Here is a 19,917-nt window from a genome sequence, read left to right as displayed (position 1 = left end):
AGGCGACTTCGTTGACATGCTCGGTGGCCGAAGATACCTCGCGGATCGAGCCGTGGATGCGCTCCACGAAACGGTTGAACGCGTTGCCGAGGATGCCGAATTCGTCCTGGTTTTGAATGACCAGGCGTCGGGTCAGGTCGCCTTCACCGTCGGCGATGTCCTGCATGGCGCGGGTCATCACGTTCAGCGGCTGAAGCAGGATGCGGATCAACATGCCCAGCAGGGCGATGATGATGGCCACGGCAATGACGGTGGCGATAATCGCAGAGGTGCGGAAATTGCTGAGCATGGAAAAGGCTGTGTCCTTGTCCACGGACAGACCGATGTACCAGTTGACCGATGGCAGGCCTTTGATCGCGGTGAAGGTGATGATGCGGGTTTTGCCGTCGACTTCGACTTCGGCAACGTCGCCATTGATGCGCGGGGTGTTCTGCGGGTAGGCCTCGCTCAGCGATTTCATCACCAGCGCTTTGTCCGGGTGAACCAGGATCTTGCCGTCGGCGCTGACCAGGAAGGCATAGCCCATGCCGTCGAAGTCCAGGGCCTTGAGGTTGTCGATCAGGGTTTGCAGGCTCAGGTCGCCGCCGACTACGCCGACGCTCTGGCCGGCTTTTTTCGAGGCGATGGCGATGGAAATGATGGTCTGGCCAGTGGCCGCGTCGATGTAGGGTTCGGTCAGCGTGGCAGTGGCGTTATTTTCAGCGCCCTTGTACCAGGGGCGAACACGGGGGTCGAAACCGTCCGGCATTTTCGCATCCGGGCGGATGGTGAAACTGCCACGGGCATCACCCAGGTAAGACGCCATGAAGGTCGACGTCAGGGCTTTCTGTTCCAGCAAGCTGGCAACGTTGGCCTGTTCCGGGTTGATGGCGATGTTCTGGGCCAGGTTTTCGATCAGCAGGATGCGTCCCGACAACCAGGTTTGAATATTGCCCGCAGTGACATCACCCATTTCATGCAGGTAATTGTCCAGATCATTGCGAATCGCATTGCGCTGTAAGTAGTCGTTGTACAGCGTGAAAGAGGCGAAGGCGGCAATGACGATGAGGGCGGCGGCAAGCAGGATTTTATGGCTGAAGCGCAGATTTTTGTTCATGGCTTGTGGTGTCCGCTAAGGTCTTATTGTCCAGGGCGCGCGGTTGGAAATACGCGCAAAATGGGCATTATTGAAAGTAAGCTGATATTTCCATCTCTCCTTAGGGAATTATCTGACCTAATTTTCAGTCTGGTCTCTCGCTTAACTCTATCGGCCGTGCAGGACTAAAGATTAACCATGGGTGACAAAATGCCTGACTCCTCGCAACTCGTTATCGGTGCTGACCTTGAGGGGCAACCGATCGCTCAGGCCATGCGCCTGGCGAACCGACACGGTCTGGTGGCAGGGGCCACCGGCACCGGCAAAACCGTGACGCTGCAACGGCTGGCCGAAGCGTTCAGCGACGCTGGCGTGGCAGTGTTTGCCGCGGATATCAAAGGTGACCTGTGCGGTCTGGGCGCGGCGGGCAACCCTCAGGGTAAAGTTGCCGAGCGAATCGCCGGGATGCCTTGGCTCGACTACAAGCCTCAGGCGTATCCGGTGACCTTGTGGGATATCCACGGTCAGAGCGGTCACCCTTTACGCACGACCTTGAGTGAAATGGGCCCGCTGTTATTGGGTAGCTTGCTGGAATTGACCGACAGTCAGCAGTCGACGTTGTACGCCGCGTTTAAGGTCGCCGACCGTGAAGGTCTGTTGCTGCTGGACCTCAAGGACCTGAAAGCACTGCTCAACCACCTCAAGGATCACCCCGAGCTGCTGGGTGATGACGCCGCGCTGATGACCACCGGTTCCAGTCAGGCGTTGTTGCGACGGCTGGCGACTCTGGAGCAACAGGGCGCCGAGGCCTTGTTTGGTGAGCCGGCGCTGCAACTGCAAGACATCCTTGCACCGGCCAGCGACGGTCGCGGGCGGATCCACTTGCTGGACGCAAGTCGACTGGTGCACGAAGCGCCCAAGGTTTACGCGACGTTCCTGCTGTGGCTGCTGGCAGAACTGTTCGAGCAATTGCCGGAGCGCGGTGATGCGGAAAAACCGTTGCTGGCGCTGTTCTTCGATGAGGCACATTTACTGTTCGCCGGTACGCCCAAGGCGTTGCAGGACCGTCTGGAGCAGGTTGTGCGGTTGATCCGTTCAAAAGGCGTTGGCGTGTATTTCGTCACCCAGTCCCCCGGTGACTTGCCGGATGACGTCCTGGCTCAGTTGGGGCTGCGCGTGCAGCATGGCTTGCGGGCGTTTACCGCCAAAGAGCAGAAGTCCCTGAAAGCGGTGGCGGACGGTTTTCGGCCGAACCCGGCGTTCAGCACCCTGGGCGTGCTGACGGAACTGGGCATCGGTGAAGCGCTGGTCGGCACCTTGCAGGAAAAGGGCACCCCGCAAATGGTCCAGCGTGTGCTGGTGGCACCGCCGCAATCGCGTATAGGGCCGTTGAGTGAGGCCGAACGTGCAGCACTGATCAGCAGTTCGCCGCTGGTCGGTCGTTATGACAAACCGATTGATCGCGAGTCGGCCTATGAAGTGCTGATGCAGCGTAAAGGCCTGGCACCGGAAGCAGAAGCCGCACCGGGTAAGCCGGAAGCCGAAGAACCGAGCCTGGTCGACAAGGCGGGCGAGTTCCTGGGCTCCGCCGCCGGGCAGGCATTGAAGTCGGCCATGCGCCAGGCCGCCAATCAATTGGGCCGACAGCTGGTGCGCGGGTTGATGGGCTCGTTGCTCGGTGGCAGCAAGCGCCGCTAGTGAGTGGGCACACTCAAAAATGTGGGAGCAAGCCTGCTCGCGAAAGCGGCAGATCAGACAACATCGATGTTGAATGTCTGACCCCGCTCCTACGTTTTGGGTTTGGCGTGCGCCGCCAGGCGCTCCAGCGCCGCCCGCAGGTTCGGATCGCTGATCCCGTCGGCGGTGGCCTGAATGGTCGCGCCGGCATCGGTCGACAAACTGATGGTATGGCCGGCGGCGCCCTGTTGCACGGTTGGCGGCTGCACCTTGAACAGAATCCGCGTCAGGCTGGCGAACTCGTCGAACATCTGCAACTGCCGTTGCAGACGCTTTTGTTGGTAGCGCAACCGGGTCGCCCAATGACCGTCCGTGACGATCAGTAACAAACTGCCCTCGCGCCACGAAGCCACGTGGCAATGCTCGCGAGCGGCGGGTTGCAGTTGGCTTTCCAGCAGGCGCTGTAAATGCCCCAGGCGTTGTGCATGGCCGAAAATGGCTTTCAGCGGCTTGGCTTCGCGAAGCAGGACAGCGGGTGCCCTGGCCGTAAGAGGGCGAAATGCCATGATCGAACACCTGAAGTAACAGAGTCGCCATGGTAGCAGAAAGCATCCGATGCGCCTGACCCATTGCTTTGTTACCGCTTTACCCATTAAATCAACGGGTAACTTCTGCCTAGGACGGCTTGAAGTTCAGCAAAATGCCCTTATTTTAAGTGAGCCCCGTCACAGCGCTGTGCATGCATCGTGGAATAACGCCACTTTCCTCACCATCGTTTCCGGGTAGAATGCTCGTTCGCATGCGGCCATGAGGGCTGCACGGGCGACTCACGGGGCCGCCCTCCATCCCTTTGTGTGGAAGATCCTGCCGATATGTTTGCGCCTTTGTTAAAGAAACTTTTTGGAAGCAAGAACGAGCGCGAAGTCAAACGCATGCTCAAGACGGTACAGATCGTCAATGCCTTCGAAGAGCAAATGGTGGCCCTTTCGGACGATCAGCTACGCGCCAAGACCGAAGAATTCAAGGCCCGCATCGCCAAAGGTGAAACCCTCGACAAACTGCTGCCTGAAGCCTTTGCGGTTGCCCGCGAAGCCGGCAAGCGTGTCATGGGGATGCGTCACTTCGACGTCCAGTTGATCGGTGGCATGACCTTGCATGAAGGCATGATTGCCGAAATGCGTACCGGTGAAGGCAAGACCCTGGTGGCAACACTGGGTGTTTACCTCAACGCACTGTCGGGCAAGGGCGTACACGTTGTTACCGTGAACGACTACCTGGCGCGCCGCGACGCCAACTGGATGCGTCCGCTCTACGAATTCCTCGGCCTGACGGTCGGTGTGGTCACCCCGTTCCAGCCGCCGGAAGAAAAGCGTCTTGCCTACGCTGCCGACATCACTTACGGCACCAACAACGAATTCGGTTTCGACTACCTGCGCGACAACATGGCGTTCAGCATGGAAGAAAAATTCCAGCGCGAACTCAATTTTGCCGTGATCGACGAAGTCGACTCGATCCTCATCGACGAAGCCCGTACCCCACTGATCATCTCAGGGCAGGCCGAGGACAGCTCCAAGCTGTACATCGAGATCAATAAACTGATCCCGCAGCTTGAGTTGCACGTCGAAGAAGTCGAAGGCGAAGTCACCAAGGCCGGTCACTACACCGTTGACGAGAAGACCCGTCAGGTCGAACTCAACGAAGCCGGTCACCAGTACATCGAAGAGGTGCTGACCCGCATCGGCCTGCTGGCCGAAGGCGAGAGCCTGTACTCGGCGCACAACCTGGGCCTGTTGACCCACGTTTATGCCGGTCTGCGTGCGCACAAACTGTTCCATCGCAACATCGAATACATCGTTCAGGACGGTCAGGTTGTACTGGTCGACGAACACACCGGCCGTACCATGCCGGGTCGCCGTTTGTCCGAAGGCCTGCACCAGGCCATCGAAGCCAAGGAAAACCTGAACATCCAGGCTGAGAGCCAGACCCTGGCCTCGACCACGTTCCAGAACTACTTCCGTCTCTACAACAAGCTGTCCGGCATGACCGGTACGGCAGACACCGAAGCGTTCGAATTCCATCAGATCTACGGTCTGGCGGTGATGGTCATTCCACCGAACAAACCGCTGGCACGTAAAGACTACAACGACCTGGTGTTCCTCACCGCGGACGAGAAATACGCTGCCATCGTTGCCGACATCAAGGAAAGCATGGCCCAGGGCCGTCCGGTGCTGGTGGGTACTGCCACCATCGAAACGTCCGAGCACATGTCCCGACTGCTTGAGCAGGAAGGCATCGAACACAAGGTTCTGAACGCCAAGTTCCACGAAAAAGAAGCCGAAATCATTGCTCAGGCCGGTCGCCCGGGCGCACTGACCATCGCCACCAACATGGCCGGTCGTGGTACTGACATCCTGTTGGGCGGTAACTGGGAAGTGGAAGTCGCCTCACTTGAAGACCCGACGCCAGAGCAGATCGCCCAGATCAAGGCCGACTGGCAGAAACGTCACCAGCAAGTGCTTGAGTCGGGCGGTTTGCAGGTGATTGCGTCCGAGCGCCACGAATCGCGCCGTATCGACAACCAGTTGCGCGGTCGTGCGGGTCGTCAGGGCGATGCCGGTTCCAGCCGTTTCTACCTGTCGCTGGAAGACAGCCTGATGCGCATCTTCGCCTCTGACCGGGTGAAGAACTTCATGAAGGCCCTGGGCATGCAGCCGGGCGAAGCGATCGAGCACCGCATGGTGACCAATGCCATCGAAAAGGCTCAGCGCAAGGTTGAAGGTCGTAACTTCGACATTCGTAAGCAACTGCTCGAGTTCGACGACGTCAACAACGAACAACGTAAAGTGATCTATCACATGCGTAACACGTTGCTGGCTGCCGACAACATTGGCGAAACCATCGCGGACTTCCGTCAGGACGTACTCGACGCTACCGTCAGCGCTCACATCCCGCCTCAATCGTTGCCTGAACAGTGGGACGTTTCCGGTCTGGAAGCCGCTCTGCAGAGCGACTTCGGGGTGAAACTGCCGATCCAGCAATGGCTCGATGAAGATGATCATCTGTACGAAGAAACCCTGCGCGAGAAGCTGATGGCCGAGCTGATTGCCGCGTACCACGAGAAAGAAGACCAGGCGGGCGTCGAAGCGCTGCGCACTTTCGAGAAACAAATCGTTCTGCGCGTTCTGGATGACTTGTGGAAAGACCACCTGTCGACCATGGACCACTTGCGTCATGGCATCCACTTGCGTGGCTATGCACAGAAGAACCCGAAGCAGGAATACAAGCGCGAGTCGTTCACGCTGTTCTCCGAGCTGCTGGATTCGATCAAGCGCGACTCGATCCGTGTGCTGTCGCACGTTCAGGTTCGCCGCGAAGACCCGATCGAAGAAGAAGCACGCCTGCGTCAGGAAGCCGAGGCACTGGCTGCGCGCATGCAGTTCCTGCACGACGAGGCCCCAGGTCTGGAGCAGCCGGAGTTGCTGGGTGAAGAGGTTGATGTTGCCCTCGCCGCCGCGCCGGTACGCAACGAGCAGAAGCTGGGCCGCAACGAACTCTGCTATTGCGGTTCGGGCAAGAAGTTCAAGCATTGCCACGGGCAGATCCAGTAACACCCGTTTCATACGCTGATATACCCGCGCCGCGACCGGCTTCAGCCGTCGCGGCGTTTTGCCATTTAAACCACCGTCCCTTGTGATGACGGTGCAGACATCACACCTATTGAGGAGCGCATTCATGGCTGTTGGTCTTGGTCCTTTGCCTACGTTGCACCCGGTTGCCGGTTTTGAACTCGGTATCGCCTCGGCTGGCATCAAGCGTCCTGGGCGCAAAGATGTCGTGGTCATGCGCTGTGCCGAGGGCTCGACGGTTGCGGGTGTGTTCACCTTGAACGCCTTTTGTGCCGCGCCGGTGATCCTGGCCAAGCAACGCGTGCAAGGTCCGGTGCGTTATCTGTTGACCAACACCGGCAACGCCAACGCCGGGACCGGTGAGCCTGGCCTGGCCGCCGCCGAGCGCACCTGCGCCAAGCTGGCTGAACTGACCGGCGTCGATGCAAGCCTCGTGCTGCCGTATTCCACTGGTGTGATCGGTGAGCCGCTGCCGGTCGAGAAGATCGAAGGCGCGCTGCAAGCGGCACTCGACGACCTGTCGGTGAACAACTGGGAAGCTGCGGCTACTGGAATCATGACCACCGACACCTTGCCAAAGGGTGCGAGCCGTCAGTTCCAGCACGATGGCGTGACCATCACTGTCACTGGCATCAGCAAAGGCGCCGGGATGATTCGTCCGAACATGGCGACCATGCTGGGTTACATCGCCACCGATGCCAAAGTGTCACGCGATGTGCTGCAAAACCTGCTGCTGGACGGCGCCAACAAGTCGTTCAACCGTATTACCATTGATGGCGACACCTCGACCAACGACTGCTGCATGCTGATTGCGACCGGCCAGGCTGCACTGCCGGAAATCACCGAGGCCAGCGGCCCGCTGTTTGCTGCACTGAAACAAGCGGTGTTTGAAGTGTGCATGGACGTGGCCCAGGCCATTGTTCGCGACGGCGAAGGCGCGACCAAGTTCGTGACCGTTGAAGTCAACGGCGGCGGCAATCATCAGGAGTGCCTGGATGTCGGTTACACCGTGGCGCACTCGCCGCTGATCAAGACTGCGCTGTTCGCCTCCGATCCGAACTGGGGCCGCATCCTGGCCGCCGTGGGGCGTGCCGGTGTGCCGAACCTGGACGTGAGCAAGATCGACGTGTTCCTCGGCGAAGTCTGCATTGCCAGCCGTGGCGCGCGCGCAGCGACTTACACCGAAGCCCAGGGCTCGGCCGTGATGCAGCGTGAGGAAATCACCATCCGTATCGAGTTGGGTCGCGGCGATTGCAGCGAAACCATCTGGACCACCGACTTGTCCCACGAATACGTGAAGATCAACGCCGAGTACCGTACATAAACCACGGCTCAAGACCGAGTCGCCCCATTCGCGAGCAAGCCCGCTCCCACAGGAGATCTTCAGTGAACACAGAATTTGTGTACGGCAGGATCAAATGTGGGAGCGGGCTTGCTCGCGAAGACGGACGACCAGACGCTAGATATTTTAGATTGTTCCCCTGACGAGAAGGCACCAAAACATGAGCCTCCACCTGATCATCGGCGACAAACTGTATTCTTCCTGGTCCCTGCGCGGTGCCTTGGCACTGGAACTGGCTGGTGCGACCTACACTGAAGAACTGATCAAGCTGAACCAGCCGGACACCCGTGAGCGCCTGCTCAAGCATTCGCCGACCGCCAAGGTGCCGCTGCTGAAAACCGAACACGGCACCATTGCCGATTCGCTGGCCATTGCCGAATACCTGGCCGAGTGCTTCCCGAACGCCAACCTTTGGCCAAAAGACGTTGCCGCGCGGGCCCAGGCGCGTTCCGCCTGCGCACAGATGCACAGCGGTTTCTTCGCCATGCGCGGCAACATGCCGTTCGACCTGAGTCACGACGCAGCGCTGTCGCCGATGCCACCTGAGGTGAAGGTGGAAATCGAGCGGATGCTGGCGTTGTGGGCTGAATGCCGTGCAGTAGCCACCGAAGCCGGCCCGTTCCTGTTTGGGCGGGCCAGCCTGGCGGACGCGTTCTTCGCACCGATTGCCGTACGCCTGCGCACCTATCAAGTGGCGTTGCCGCCCGCGGACGCAGCGTATGTCGAAGCGATTTATCAATGGCCAGCCTTCAAGGCCTGGCAAAAAGCCGGTTTAGAGGAAGCAGTGCGGTGAAACGAGTCCATGTAGCAGCAGCCGTTATCCGCGATGCCAACGGCAAGATCCTGATCGCCCGCCGTGCCGACACTCAGCATCAGGGTGGCTTGTGGGAGTTTCCCGGTGGCAAGGTCGAGGCTGACGAGTCCGTCGAAACCGCCCTGGCCCGTGAACTCCATGAAGAGCTGGGCATCGTGGTCAGCGCTGCGCGTCCGTTGATCAAGGTTCAACACGATTACCCGGACAAACAGGTGTTGCTGGATGTCTGGGAGGTTTCGGCGTTTACCGGCGAACCTCACGGCGCAGAAGGCCAGCCGTTGGCCTGGGTGACGGCGCGTGAGCTGGCGGACTACGAGTTCCCGGCCGCCAACCAGCCCATTGTTGCGGCTGCGCGGTTGCCGAGCGAGTACCTGATCACCCCTGAAGGCCTGGAAACACCGGCCTTGCTGCGAGGTATCCAGAAAGCCGTTGCCAGCGGGATCAAACTGATTCAACTGCGTGCGCCGAATGGCTACGACCCGCAATACCGGGATCTGGCGGTGGACGCGGTGGGGTTGTGTGCCGGCAAGGCGCAACTGATGCTCAAGGGGCCGTTCGAGTGGCTGGGGGACTTCCCGTCTGCCGGTTGGCACATCACGGCGGCGCAGTTGCGCAAATACGCCAGCGCCGGGCGACCGTTGCCGGCGTCGCGCTGGTTGGCGGCGTCGTGTCACAACGCCGAGGAGCTGAGCCTGGCCGAGCAGATGGGCGTGGATTTCGTCACGCTGTCACCTGTGCAACCAACCCAGACTCATCCCGACGCTCAGCCATTGGGTTGGGCGCAGGCGTCGACCTTGATCGAAGGCTTCAGCAAACCGGTGTTCCTGCTCGGTGGCGTTGGTCCGGCCGAACGGCAGAAGGCCTGGGAAAGCGGCGCGCAAGGCGTGGCGGGGATTCGGGCGTTCTGGCCTGAGGCTTGATTCTACGGTGTCGCCACTGACCTCTTCGCGAGCAAGCCCGCTCCCACACTGGATCTTCAGTGCGCACATTTTTTGTGAACACCAAAAATCAATTGTGGGAGCGGGCTTGCTCGCGATGGCGGCCTGACAGGCGACAATTTCCTCCCGGATTAAACGCTCGGTTTGGCGGCGGCCTGCCACAGAATCTCCGCAATGCCTTGGCGCTTGGCAATCAACCGCGCCGCCACAAACAGCAGGTCCGACAACCGATTGATGTACGCCAGGCCCACCCCGGCCAACGGCTCAACCGCGTTCAAATGCTGGCAACGCCGCTCGGCGCTGCGGGCGAGGCTGCGGCAGACGTGAGCCTGGGCAATCAGGGCCGAGCCACCGGGCAAAATGAAGTTCTCCAGCGGCCCCAGTTCTTCGTTCCACAGATCAATCGCCGCTTCCAGCCGTTCGACTTCAGCCCCGTTCAACGCCTGATACACCGGCATCGCCAATTCGCCACCCAGGTCGAACAATCGGTGTTGGCAAGGCTCAAGCACTTCGATCACCTCGATCAGGCCCGGGTGTACGTGGCGCTGTTCCGCCAACCCGGCCAGCAGCAAGCCCAGTTGACTGTTGAGCGTATCGACTTCGCCAATGGCCTCTACCCGAGGATGGTCCTTGGGGACGCGACGACCGTCGCCCAGCCCGGTTTCGCCTTTGTCCCCGGTGCGGGTGTAAATCTTCGACAAGCGAAAACCCATGCTTAGCTCTCCAGTGGATTGAGTTCTTGAGGGGCGAGCGGGGTGCTCGCCAGTGGCAGGCGCAGCGTGAAGCAAGTGCCCTGGCCCAGCGTCGACTGCACTTCCATCTGCCCCTTGTGGTTGTTGGTGATGATGAAATACGAAACCGACAACCCAAGGCCGGTGCCCTGGCCGATTTCCTTGGTGGTGAAAAAGGGCTCGAAGGTGCGTTTTCGCACGTTTTCACTCATGCCCACGCCGTTGTCTTCCACCTGGATTTCCGCCCACGGTGGATTCAGCCGTGTGCGCAGGATGATGCGTCCGGGTTCGCTCTCGTCCTCGCGTTGGTGGATCGCCTGCGCGGCGTTTTTCAGCAGGTTGAGCAGCACTTGTTCCAATTCGTTGGCCGTGCCGGGCACCGGGCCCAACTGCGGATCGAATTGGCGCACAATCGCCTGGCCCTTGAAGTCGAAGCCGACAATCAGGTCGAAGTCGTTACCGGCGATTTCCACTGCTTGATCGATCAACGCTGGCAGGTCGCACGGTGCCATTTGCCGGTTGCTGCGGCGACTGAAACTCAGCATGTGGGTGACGATCTTCGCCGCCCGACCACCAGCCTGTTGAATGCCGTCGAGCAGTTGCGGGACTTCACGGCTTTGCAGGTAGCGGTTGACGCTATCGAGTTCGATACCGGCCTGCTCCGCGGCTTCAAGGTTCTTCGGCAGTTCAGAAGAAAGTCGACGGCGGATGTTCTGTACGTTATGCAGAATCGCCCCCAGCGGGTTGTTGATCTCGTGGGCCATACCGGCCGCGAGGCCGCCCACCGAGAGCATTTTCTCCGATTGCACCATCATCTCTTCCAGGGACAGGCGCTGGGTGATGTCGTCGATCCGGATCACCACGCCCCGTCCGGCACCGCCCATCAATGGGTAAAACGTCAGTGCGTAGTGCTTGGCTTCGTCGTCCTTGACCCAGGTCACGCGCTCGATCTTGGCGACCGTGTGTTGCTCAACGGTTTCCTTGAGCTGCGGCAAAAAGGGCTTGAGTGGTTCGAACGCCAGGAAGATCGGCTGGTTCAGGGCTTCATCCAGGCGCGTGCCGGAAAGCGCACTGGCTTCCTGGTTCCACTGAGTGACGTAGAGCTGTTCGTCGAGGGCGATCAAGGCGGACGGCATGGAGTCGATGATGCTGTTCAGGTAGTTCTGGAACCCGGTGAGTTTTTTCTCGATCTTGCTGCGAACCTGGACTTCCAGCTCCAGTTTCCGGTTGGTGTGACGGGTTTCTTCAGCCAGCCCCTGAGCCTGGTCGTAGGCGGCCTGGGAGTCGTCCCGCGCACGTTTGAGTTGCTGCTCGCGAGCTTCGATGCGCGAGAGCATGGTGTTGAAGGCCTCGGCGAGGCTACCGATTTCGTCGTAGTTGCCGCGTGATGCGCGTAATGAGTAGTTTTCTTCGCGGGTGACCTGCCGCGACAGCTCTTCAAGTTCATGGATCGGTCGGGTGATCAGGCGTTTGATCTGCCGGGCAATCACCAGCCACAACAACACGCTGAAAATCAGGATGCCCAGGCTGGCGGTCAGGGTGCCGGTGTAGAACGCCATCGGCAGTTCGCTGCTGGCCACCAGTAACAGATGGCCGGGCGCTTCGCCGGGGCGGGGCAGGGTGATCAGTTGATTGCTGCGAAACTCGGTGGCTTGCCAGGCTTCAATGTGTCGGTAGCGCTCGGGCAGTTGCAGTTTGTCGCCATGCTGCACCTGGGCCAGCCGCACGCCTTTGCCGTCGTACAGGGCAGCGGCGCGCAGGGGGGAATAGGTGTTGAGTTCATCCAACAGCCTTTGAGCCGCTTGTGGCGATTCAAGTGCCTGGGCGGCAATGGCCGGGTTGGTCACCAGTCGGCCGATGGTTTGCAGGGCCTGCGGGGCCATGCTTTCCTGGGAGATCCAGTACGCGGCGCTGATAAAGGTCAGGTTGGCCACCAGCAGTACGGTGGTCAACAGCACCAGCAGGGCGGCCAGCAGTTTCTGGCCGACCGGCAGGTTTTCAAGGCGCTGGCGCAATGGCATCGGGGTCGTCGCTAAAAAGGAACAGGAAGGCAGCGTAGCCGCTGCTCAGTCGCTGGGCAATCCGCGTGTGTGCAAGTGGGCGATCAGGCGCTGTTGCAGCTGGGCAAGGTGCGGCAGCACCAGTTGATGCCTCGACGCGACCGTGCAGGCGTGCCCCAGCAAGTAGCTGATCTCGGTCCGGCGCTGGTTGGCGACGTCCTGGTACATCGAGGAGTAATTGGCCGCTGTCGCCTGGATCACCCGTTCGACTTCCTGTTGCAGGTCCTGCGCGGCGGCGGGTTGACCGCATTGTTCCAGCAACTCGGTCAGTTCGGCGCACAAGGTCGCGACTTCGCAATGATGCTGCTGCAAGCCGCCGTTGCGGCAGTCGTGCAGCACGGTCAGCGGGTTGATTGCGCAATTGAGCGCGAGCTTGCGCCACAGGCGCGTGAGGATGTCCGGGGTCCATTCATGGGGAATGCCGGCGGCGCTCAGGTCATCCAGCCAGAATGGCGCGACAGGGTGGCTGGCGTCGCCCAGCCAGGTGTAACCGTGGCCGGCGAACACCACGCGCCAGTCTCCGTCGCGAAACGCGCCCTCGGTGCTGGAGGCAAAGATACAGCGCGCTTGTGGCACCTGCGCCGCTACCGCCTCCTGGCTGCCGAGGCCGTTTTGCAGCAACACCAGCTCGGCATCGGGTGTGAGGCGCGACGCCAGTTGGGCGACGGCGGTTTGCGCGTCGTAGGCCTTGCAAGCCACCAGCAAGCGCTTGATCGGCTCGACACTGTCGAAGGTTTCGCCGGGCACGGCGTACACGCGTGCTTCGCCCTGTTCGACCAGTGTGAGTCCGCCTGTCGCCTGATAGGCCTGCAATCGCGCGGCGTCGCGCAGGATCAGTTTTACCGGGAGCCCTGCCCGTGCCAGGCGCGTGGCCCAGAGGGTGCCGAGGCTGCCGGCGCCGAGGACATGCCAGGTGGTCGACATCAGCTTTTTACTCGGATTGTCAGGTGCATGTGAGGCTCGCCGCTTCGAATGAGAAAGACCCGTTATAATCAGCGCGGATTTTAACCGCAAGCCAGGTGTGCTCCATCTCTATCGAGCGCACCCTTTTTTATTGGAGAGATTACATGCCGTCGTTCGACGTGGTATCCGAACTGGACAAACACGAAGTCACCAACGCGGTCGAGAACGCCGTCAAGGAACTCGACCGTCGTTATGACTTGAAAGGCAAAGGCAGCTTCGAGTTCAAGGAGAAGGACCTGACCGTCAACCTGACCGCCGAGGCCGACTTCCAGCTTGAAGCAATGATCGAGATCCTCAAGCTGGCCCTGGTCAAGCGCAAGATCGACGTGCAGTGCCTGGAAGTGAAAGACGCCTTCGCCTCGGGCAAGCTGATGAAGCAGGAAGCTGTGCTCAAGGAAGGCATCGACAAAGAGATGGCGAAAAAGATCGTCGCCCACGTCAAGGACGCCAAGCTCAAGGTTCAGGCCGCCATTCAGGGCGAGCAGGTGCGTATCACCGGCAAGAAGCGCGATGACTTGCAGGAAGCCATTGCGGCCCTGCGCGCCAAAGAGTTCGGCATGCCGCTGCAGTTCAATAACTTCCGCGACTGATCGATCTGAGGGAACCTGCGGGCATTATTGACGTCCCAGGCCCCAGCAACGGCAGAAATGAGCGAGCCCCATCGGCCCGGTCTTTCTGCCGTTCAGTTTTTACAAGCCGGGTACCCGGAATCAGGAGAGTGGAATGGATTTGAATGCTGAAGTAGACAACCTGGTCAAGGCGTCCCAGGCGTGGATTCCAATGATCATGGAATACGGCAGCCGGGTGCTGCTGGCAGTGCTCACCCTGGCCATTGGCTGGTGGCTGATCAACAAGCTGACGCACAAGGTTGGCAAACTGCTGGCCCTGCGTAACGCCGATCAGGCGTTGCAAGGGTTTATCAGCAGCCTGGCGAACATCATTCTCAAGGTCCTGCTGATCGTCAGCGTGGCTTCGATGATTGGTGTCGAAACCACTTCATTTGTAGCAGCGATTGGTGCTGCCGGCCTGGCCATCGGCCTGGCCTTGCAAGGCAGCCTGGCGAACTTTGCCGGTGGCGTGCTGATTTTGCTGTTTCGTCCGTTCCGCATTGGCGACGTGATCGAAGCGCAGGGCATCACCGGTACGGTCGATAGCATCCAGATCTTCCATACCTTGCTGCGCACCGGTGACAACAAGACGGTCATCGTGCCCAACGGCAATCTGTCCAACGGCATCATCACCAACCACAACCGTCAGCCGACCCGTAAGGTGGTGTTTGACGTGGGCGTGAACTACGAGGCCGACCTGCAAAAGGCCCGTGAAGTGCTGCTGGACCTGGCCAGGGATGAGCGCGTGCTGGCCGAGCCTGCGCCCGTGGCGGTGGTGTCGATGCTGGGCGACAGTTCGATCACCCTTTCCCTGCGGGTGTGGGTGAAGACGGCGGATTATTGGGACGTGATGTTCCAGTTCAATGAACATTCCCGCGACCGCTTGAAAGCGGCGGGTATTGATATTCCGTTTCCGCAACGGGTTATTCGCGTGGTTCAAGAAGCAACGGCCTGACGGTGTTGTTTCCATTACTTGGCTGTTCGGTCAAGTATCGGTGGTGAACTCAAGGGGCGATAAGCCTCTTGGGTGTTTACTCTTCCCTGCGTATTGATCACGTGTGTGAAGGGTATCGGCCATTGTCGAGATGAAGTGCGTATGTTGTTAGCGTGCTATCAATTAACTTGAAGGCACCGTCATACATACGGACACAAAAAAGCCGCTCACCTGAATAAGGTGAGCGGCTTTTTGTTAGAGCGCAGTGCTATGACGCTATCGAACGACTGAACAATTACAAGATGTTCAGTGGGTACTCGACGATCAGACGGGTGTCGTTCAGGTCGTTGTAGTTCGAGGCGGAGTAGTTGCTGGTCGAACGGTAGATCGCGTTACGCAGGCGCAGGGACAGATCCTTGGCCGGGCCTTCCTGGACCACGTACTTGGCTTCGAAGTCGAATTCGTGTTCCTTGCCTTCGCCAGCAGAAGCGCCGGTGCGAGCGCCATCAACGTGAGTGGTCACGTTGTCGCCCTTGACGTAGCGAGTCATGAAGCTCAGGCCAGGCACGCCGTAGGAAGCCATGTTCAGGTCGTAGCGAGCCTGCCAGGACTTCTCGTCTTCGCCGACGAAGTCGGAGATTTGCACGGAGTTGGCCAGGAACACAGTACCGCCGCCGTCTACACCGTAGACGTAGCCGGTTTTGCCGCTCGACTGCTGGTGAGCAAGGGTGAACTTGTGCGCGCCGATGGAGTAGGCTGCCGCGAGGCTCCATACCTTGTTGTCGATGATGCCGGAACGCTTCTGGCCGTCATCTTCACTTTTGTACGCGTTCAGGTCGAAGTTCAGTGCCTGACCTTCGGTGACCGGAATGGTGTAGTTCAGGTTGAGGTACTGCTTCTTGAAGTGGTCTTCAACATCGGAAGCAGCAACACCGCCCACCAGGTTGTCGGTGAACTGATAGGTCGCGCCAGCGATGTTCGCGGAGGTCAGACCCTGGTTCTTACGGCCACTGCTGTCGCGACCGTTGATGCTGTCATTGTACTGACCGGTCTGGGAGCGCATGGCGGTGAAACGACCTGCACTCAGCTCCAGGCCTTTGATTTCCTTGCTGGTAATCAAGGTGCCGGTAGCAACTTCTGGCAGCAGACGGCTGTCGTCTGTCGAGAAGACCGGGCTGGCAACGAACTGGTTGCCGTACTTCAGCACAGTGTCGGAAACGCGGAATTTGACTGCGCCGCCTACTGCCGAGGAAGTGTCTTCAGGTTCGCCGCGGCTGTTGTTGGCAGCCAGGCCGTTGCCCGAGCGACCCGCGCCGCCGTCCAGTTTGATGACGCCCATGGCGTAAGCATCAAGACCGAAACCTACGGTGCCTTGAGTGAAGCCGGATTCGTAGTTGAGCAGTTCGCTGAGGCCGGTGTCCTGACGGTAGCCGCTCTTGAAAGTACCGTCAGCGCGCTGATGGTTACCTGCACCGTTCTTGAAGTCACGGTTCATGTACTCAAGGCGAGTCTTGGCTTTCAGGCTACTATCTTCGATAAAGCCCTTGGCGTCGTCCTGGGAGGACGCGATTGCGAACTGCGAGGTGCCTGCTGAAACAGCCAGTGCGATCATGCTCCACTTCATCACGCGCATCGTGATTTGCTCCTTTGGTTTTTAGGAAGAGTACTGCCGTCCCACCTGTTTTATTATCTGGGCGGCTCTTTCTTTTTGTGTCGGCGCAAACTTATATCACGCTGACAATGTTGGCGATACTTGCCTATCTATCCTTTCAGCTTCTTTACGGCCCTGTCGCAATTGGCTTGACTCAGGTCGTAAATCCACAATCCGGTGCAATACGGGCTGACAACTTCAGTACTGTTTTTCAAGGCTTGAGCATTGATAAAAAGTTTCCCTGTCCCAGCACTCGATCTCCGTCGGGCAACCCTGCCTCTGTTTTTTGCCTGAAGGCGTTCGCTTCCAGCGACGTTTCCTTCAGGTCATGTGTGTATGAATGCAACAAGCGTGCACAAAGTAATGAATCGTTGACGTTTTTTTCATGTTCACCGGATAAAACTGTAAAGGCCTCGTAAAACCGGGTGCTTCGCGGTGCTCTGGTTTGAGCTTGACGCCAAGGCTTTCCTGGTGTTGCCGGTTGGATAATCGGCCAAATAATTCAAAACGTTACCGGTCCACCCTGAAAAGTGAGTAGTTGGCGGATGCCTGACGCATTGAGCGTAGACGCGATGTGCGGTTTTGGTGCAAAAAAATTACAAGATTGTGCGCGGCCGACGAATGCATAGCGTCGCTATATCAGACGAATCAGTGAGTTGCGGTCACGAGGTGGCAGATTTTGTGCTGATGGCTCTGTCTGTGGGCAGTGAGCCTGGAAGTGTCTCAATGAGGGGCGTGCAAGCGTGCAGCGTCGCCTTAAGCGTGTTGTCGCAGGTTCTGCCGAGGCTGTTGGCCGTGAATGCACAGGCATTCGAAGGTATGCTGCGCGCCTGTCGCTTGGTGGGCAGCCGTGCCGGCTGAGCGCTAAGCTGAATTTTGATGAGCTGAGCGGGAGTGTGCACGGTGTTCGCTTTAGATCCACGGCTTCAACAAGACACGTTGCCGATTGGGGACTTCCCCTTGTGCCGGTTGCTGCTGTCCAACGATTCGAATTACCCCTGGTTCATCCTGGTGCCTCGTCGTGAGGACATCAGCGAGCTGTTTCAACTCGATGCGGCTGATCAGCAGCAGTTGTGGCAGGAAACCACGGCCCTGGCTGAAATGCTCAAGGACTCGTTCGACGCCGACAAGCTGAACGTCGCGACGTTGGGCAATGTGGTGAGTCAGTTGCACATGCATGTGATTGTGCGCAAACGTGACGATGCGGCATGGCCGGCACCGGTCTGGGGCAAACTTGCGGCCAAACCCTACACGGGCGAACAGGTTGCGGTGATTCGCGAGCGGTTGCGCTTGGTGTTGACCGTCGATTTCAACTTTCTGGAGGGCTGAAGCATGAGCCTTGAAGAGCGAGTCATGGAGCTGGAAAGCCGTTTGGCGTTTCAGGATGACACCATCCAGGCGCTGAATGATGTGTTGGTGGCCCAACAACGTGTTGTCGAGCGTTTGCAGCTGCAAATGGCGGCACTGCTCAAGCGTCAGGAGGAAATGGTCGGGCAGTTCGAATCGTTCGAAGAAGAAGCTCCGCCACCGCACTACTGAGGCTGTTGGTATTTAGCCAATGTGCAGGCAATAAAAAAACCGCGAGCAGCCAGGCTGCATCGCGGTTTTTTTGCGACTTGAATCAGCGGCGCGGCAGGGCCGCAATCACGTCTTCGGCTTGCAGGCCTTTGTCACGGTTCATGACCGAGAACTCCACACGCTGGCCTTCGACCAGAACGCGGTGCCCTTCGCCCCGGATCGCCCGGAAGTGCACGAAAATATCGTCGCCGGAGTCGCGGGAAATGAAACCGAAACCTTTAGAGGTGTTGAACCACTTGACGGTGCCGGTATCGCGGTTGGTCATGTCGTAGTTTTGTGGAGCAGCAGCAGGTGACGATTTGTAGAAGCTGACGGCCAGGTGCAGAAGAACGGCGGTCAGGGCAACGATGAGGCTCAGCAGGACAGCCGGTTGGCCGCCAATCACCGGCATTGGTGCCAGCAATGTCAGGGTTTGCAGGACAACCGCCAGCACCAGCAGGGCACTGACCAGGTTTTGCAGTTGATGACGAGGGCCTTTGTTCCAGTAAGGGATAACCGGAGCAAGGGTCAGGTTGAGCAAGCCGAAGAACGCCAGGTACAGCGCGTCAGGTTGTTGCAGGTAAGGAGCGGCTTCGGATCGCAGGCTAGGGATGAAGGACAGCAGCAGGGCAGCTGCGCCCATTAGCAGGTGGACGATTTTCAACATTTTGATTAACTCACGTTAAGACGGATCGCAAGGAAGAGCTGACGGGGTACGGTTCGCTTCTGAACAATGGGAGGCGTTGGGCACGTACCGGGTATCAGCCTATGCGCTGCGCCGCAGAAATAGGCGACAGCGACACACTGCCTATTTAACAGCAAAGCCTGTGGCTTCTCAAATCAGCTGATTGGGTGTGATGCGTTGCCAGGCCGGGGCCTGATGTAAGTGTTGCTGCAAAGCCTTGATCTAGACGATCAAGGCGGTTTTTCTGGAGGCTTGGAGGTTTTCAGGGGCAGGGGGAGAGTCTTTGGTGGTGGTGCCGGACGGTGGCGCTTTTGTCGCAGCGCGAAGAGTCAGGGGCGGCTGTCAGGTGCGTCGGGTCTTGCTAGAGTGGTCCTGCCCCCGTGGGATGAATTCCATCGCATCAAGGAGATAAACATGGCAATTGATATCGGTATCAGCGAAGAAGATCGCAAGTCCATTGTCGACGGACTTTCGCGTCTGTTGTCGGATACGTATGTGCTTTATCTGAAGACCCATAACTTCCACTGGAACGTGACAGGTCCGATGTTCCGGACGCTGCACTTGATGTTCGAAGAGCAATATAACGAACTGGCGCTGGCAGTAGACTTGATCGCCGAGCGGATTCGTGCACTGGGGTTTCCGGCGCCGGGTGCCTATTCTGTTTACGCTCGACTTTCTTCTATCAAGGAAGAAGAGGGTGTGCCCAGTGCCGAGGATATGATCAAACAACTTGTCCAGGGGCAGGAGGCCGTCACCCGGACGGCGCGCGGGATCTTCCCGTTGCTGGATAAAGTCAGTGACGAGCCTACTGCCGATCTGTTGACGCAGCGTATGCAAGTACATGAAAAAACCGCATGGATGCTGCGCTCGCTGCTGGATCACTCATAACGTCATTTCGCGGGCGGCTTCCTGAGGGGGCTGCCCGTGTCCCCGCCCGGCGAGGGCGGTCGAGGGTGCATTGAACTCTTGCTTCTATTTATAGTCATTGATGGCACCTTCTTCTTCGAGGCTGGATTGTCGCTGGCGTATCGTCAGGCCCCGGAAGTTGTCTTTTGGATAGTGGCAATTTGATTATTAAATACTGAGTCACCAAATTCGTAATAACGTTATGCAAAAAACAATGGAAGTGTAGGACGGCGCAAAGGGTCGTCCCGCTGTTGTTGGCTTGTCCTACGTTGATGGTCATAAAGTCATCTGGATATAACTATCTGGTTACGCTTTTATATGGAGACAGATTGTTGCTCTTATTGAAAGCA

16 protein-coding genes and 1 pseudogene are annotated in these 19,917 nt (G+C 58.7%); 10 read left to right on the top strand and 7 right to left on the bottom strand.

Annotated features, from left to right (window positions below; genetic code table 11):
* Positions 1-64 precede the first annotated feature (64 nt).
* Positions 65-1,096 (bottom strand): annotated as a pseudogene (locus tag AC1Z1G_RS20590) (HAMP domain-containing protein); the annotation flags it as partial.
* Positions 1,097-1,285: 189 nt separating this feature from the next.
* Between AC1Z1G_RS20590 and AC1Z1G_RS20585 the strand changes: the two are divergent.
* The gene (locus AC1Z1G_RS20585; RefSeq protein WP_483627934.1) at positions 1,286-2,773 is read left to right on the top strand and encodes a helicase HerA-like domain-containing protein; all 1,488 of its coding nucleotides are present in this window, start codon (positions 1,286-1,288) and stop codon (positions 2,771-2,773) included.
* Positions 2,774-2,862: 89 nt separating this feature from the next.
* Here the strand turns inward: AC1Z1G_RS20585 and AC1Z1G_RS20580 are convergent, their stop codons facing one another.
* Entirely contained in the window at positions 2,863-3,318 is a 456-nt protein-coding gene (locus tag AC1Z1G_RS20580; RefSeq protein ID WP_008147416.1) for a DUF721 domain-containing protein, read from the bottom strand.
* Between the two features lie 306 nt (positions 3,319-3,624).
* Between AC1Z1G_RS20580 and secA the strand changes: the two genes are divergently transcribed.
* The 4 genes from secA (at position 3,625) to AC1Z1G_RS20560 (ending at position 9,454) form a co-directional block, all read left to right on the top strand.
* On the top strand, positions 3,625-6,360 hold the full coding sequence (secA, locus tag AC1Z1G_RS20575; protein WP_483622197.1) for a preprotein translocase subunit SecA: 2,736 nt from the start codon (positions 3,625-3,627) through the stop codon (positions 6,358-6,360).
* Positions 6,361-6,484: 124 nt separating this feature from the next.
* Positions 6,485-7,702 (top strand): bifunctional glutamate N-acetyltransferase/amino-acid acetyltransferase ArgJ, encoded by a 1,218-nt coding sequence (argJ, locus tag AC1Z1G_RS20570; RefSeq protein ID WP_483622195.1) that lies wholly within the window; start codon positions 6,485-6,487, stop codon positions 7,700-7,702.
* A gap of 178 nt (positions 7,703-7,880) precedes the next feature.
* Positions 7,881-8,513 (top strand): glutathione S-transferase family protein, encoded by a 633-nt coding sequence (locus AC1Z1G_RS20565; RefSeq protein WP_483622193.1) that lies wholly within the window; start codon positions 7,881-7,883, stop codon positions 8,511-8,513.
* Entirely contained in the window at positions 8,510-9,454 is a 945-nt protein-coding gene (locus AC1Z1G_RS20560) for a Nudix family hydrolase (protein WP_483622191.1), read from the top strand. The genes AC1Z1G_RS20565 and AC1Z1G_RS20560 overlap by 4 nt, the downstream gene beginning before the upstream one ends.
* A 149-nt stretch (positions 9,455-9,603) precedes the next feature.
* On the opposite strand, the gene AC1Z1G_RS20555 is transcribed toward AC1Z1G_RS20560, so the two are convergent.
* Genes AC1Z1G_RS20555 through AC1Z1G_RS20545 form a run of 3 tightly spaced genes read right to left on the bottom strand, consistent with a single transcriptional unit; the run spans position 9,604 to position 13,187 of the window.
* Entirely contained in the window at positions 9,604-10,185 is a 582-nt protein-coding gene (locus AC1Z1G_RS20555; RefSeq protein ID WP_483622189.1) for a cob(I)yrinic acid a,c-diamide adenosyltransferase, read from the bottom strand.
* 2 nt (positions 10,186-10,187) lie between these two features.
* Positions 10,188-12,224 carry a sensor histidine kinase gene (locus AC1Z1G_RS20550; protein ID WP_483622187.1) on the bottom strand — a complete coding sequence of 679 codons (2,037 nt, stop codon included), beginning with the start codon at positions 12,222-12,224 and terminating at the stop codon, positions 10,188-10,190.
* Positions 12,225-12,269: 45 nt separating this feature from the next.
* Positions 12,270-13,187 (bottom strand): putative 2-dehydropantoate 2-reductase, encoded by a 918-nt coding sequence (locus AC1Z1G_RS20545; protein WP_483622185.1) that lies wholly within the window; start codon positions 13,185-13,187, stop codon positions 12,270-12,272.
* A gap of 143 nt (positions 13,188-13,330) precedes the next feature.
* Between AC1Z1G_RS20545 and AC1Z1G_RS20540 the strand changes: the two genes are divergently transcribed.
* Positions 13,331-13,816, top strand: coding sequence for a YajQ family cyclic di-GMP-binding protein (locus AC1Z1G_RS20540; RefSeq protein WP_060539637.1), 486 nt, complete (start codon positions 13,331-13,333; stop codon positions 13,814-13,816).
* 133 nt (positions 13,817-13,949) lie between these two features.
* Complete coding sequence (locus AC1Z1G_RS20535; protein ID WP_483622183.1) at positions 13,950-14,789, top strand: mechanosensitive ion channel family protein; 840 nt, start codon at positions 13,950-13,952, stop codon at positions 14,787-14,789.
* 274 nt (positions 14,790-15,063) lie between these two features.
* On the opposite strand, the gene AC1Z1G_RS20530 is transcribed toward AC1Z1G_RS20535, so the two are convergent.
* Positions 15,064-16,401, bottom strand: coding sequence for an OprD family porin (locus AC1Z1G_RS20530; protein WP_483622181.1), 1,338 nt, complete (start codon positions 16,399-16,401; stop codon positions 15,064-15,066).
* A 921-nt stretch (positions 16,402-17,322) separates the two neighbouring features.
* Between AC1Z1G_RS20530 and AC1Z1G_RS20525 the strand changes: the two genes are divergently transcribed.
* Together AC1Z1G_RS20525 and AC1Z1G_RS20520 are read left to right on the top strand one after the other, a co-directional pair.
* Complete coding sequence (locus AC1Z1G_RS20525) at positions 17,323-17,748, top strand: HIT family protein (RefSeq protein WP_483622179.1); 426 nt, start codon at positions 17,323-17,325, stop codon at positions 17,746-17,748.
* A 3-nt stretch (positions 17,749-17,751) separates the two neighbouring features.
* Positions 17,752-17,958 carry a SlyX family protein gene (locus AC1Z1G_RS20520; RefSeq protein WP_483622177.1) on the top strand — a complete coding sequence of 69 codons (207 nt, stop codon included), beginning with the start codon at positions 17,752-17,754 and terminating at the stop codon, positions 17,956-17,958.
* An 82-nt stretch (positions 17,959-18,040) separates the two neighbouring features.
* On the opposite strand, the gene AC1Z1G_RS20515 is transcribed toward AC1Z1G_RS20520, so the two are convergent.
* The gene (locus AC1Z1G_RS20515) at positions 18,041-18,643 is read right to left on the bottom strand and encodes a cold-shock protein (protein WP_483622175.1); all 603 of its coding nucleotides are present in this window, start codon (positions 18,641-18,643) and stop codon (positions 18,041-18,043) included.
* A 432-nt stretch (positions 18,644-19,075) separates the two neighbouring features.
* Between AC1Z1G_RS20515 and AC1Z1G_RS20510 the strand changes: the two genes are divergently transcribed.
* Complete coding sequence (locus AC1Z1G_RS20510; RefSeq protein ID WP_483622173.1) at positions 19,076-19,549, top strand: Dps family protein; 474 nt, start codon at positions 19,076-19,078, stop codon at positions 19,547-19,549.
* The last annotated feature ends 368 nt before the right edge of the window (positions 19,550-19,917 follow it).

Source organism: Pseudomonas sp. JL27(2026), assembly GCF_056933555.1.
The sequence above is the reverse complement of the archived record's forward strand: the minus strand, read 5'-3'. Positions and strand labels throughout refer to the sequence as shown.

Bases quoted from the DNA above. Each gene is read 5' to 3' on its own strand.
- AC1Z1G_RS20585 (WP_483627934.1), top strand. From the start codon at position 1,286: ATGCCTGACTCCTCGCAACTCGTTATCGGTGCTGACCTTGAGGGGCAA.
- AC1Z1G_RS20580 (WP_008147416.1), bottom strand. From the start codon at position 3,318: ATGGCATTTCGCCCTCTTACGGCCAGGGCACCCGCTGTCCTGCTTCGC.
- secA (WP_483622197.1), top strand. From the start codon at position 3,625: ATGTTTGCGCCTTTGTTAAAGAAACTTTTTGGAAGCAAGAACGAGCGC.
- argJ (WP_483622195.1), top strand. From the start codon at position 6,485: ATGGCTGTTGGTCTTGGTCCTTTGCCTACGTTGCACCCGGTTGCCGGT.
- AC1Z1G_RS20565 (WP_483622193.1), top strand. From the start codon at position 7,881: ATGAGCCTCCACCTGATCATCGGCGACAAACTGTATTCTTCCTGGTCC.
- AC1Z1G_RS20555 (WP_483622189.1), bottom strand. From the start codon at position 10,185: ATGGGTTTTCGCTTGTCGAAGATTTACACCCGCACCGGGGACAAAGGC.
- AC1Z1G_RS20550 (WP_483622187.1), bottom strand. From the start codon at position 12,224: ATGCCATTGCGCCAGCGCCTTGAAAACCTGCCGGTCGGCCAGAAACTG.
- AC1Z1G_RS20545 (WP_483622185.1), bottom strand. From the start codon at position 13,187: ATGTCGACCACCTGGCATGTCCTCGGCGCCGGCAGCCTCGGCACCCTC.
- AC1Z1G_RS20540 (WP_060539637.1), top strand. From the start codon at position 13,331: ATGCCGTCGTTCGACGTGGTATCCGAACTGGACAAACACGAAGTCACC.
- AC1Z1G_RS20535 (WP_483622183.1), top strand. From the start codon at position 13,950: ATGGATTTGAATGCTGAAGTAGACAACCTGGTCAAGGCGTCCCAGGCG.
- AC1Z1G_RS20530 (WP_483622181.1), bottom strand. From the start codon at position 16,401: ATGCGCGTGATGAAGTGGAGCATGATCGCACTGGCTGTTTCAGCAGGC.
- AC1Z1G_RS20520 (WP_483622177.1), top strand. From the start codon at position 17,752: ATGAGCCTTGAAGAGCGAGTCATGGAGCTGGAAAGCCGTTTGGCGTTT.
- AC1Z1G_RS20515 (WP_483622175.1), bottom strand. From the start codon at position 18,643: ATGTTGAAAATCGTCCACCTGCTAATGGGCGCAGCTGCCCTGCTGCTG.
- AC1Z1G_RS20510 (WP_483622173.1), top strand. From the start codon at position 19,076: ATGGCAATTGATATCGGTATCAGCGAAGAAGATCGCAAGTCCATTGTC.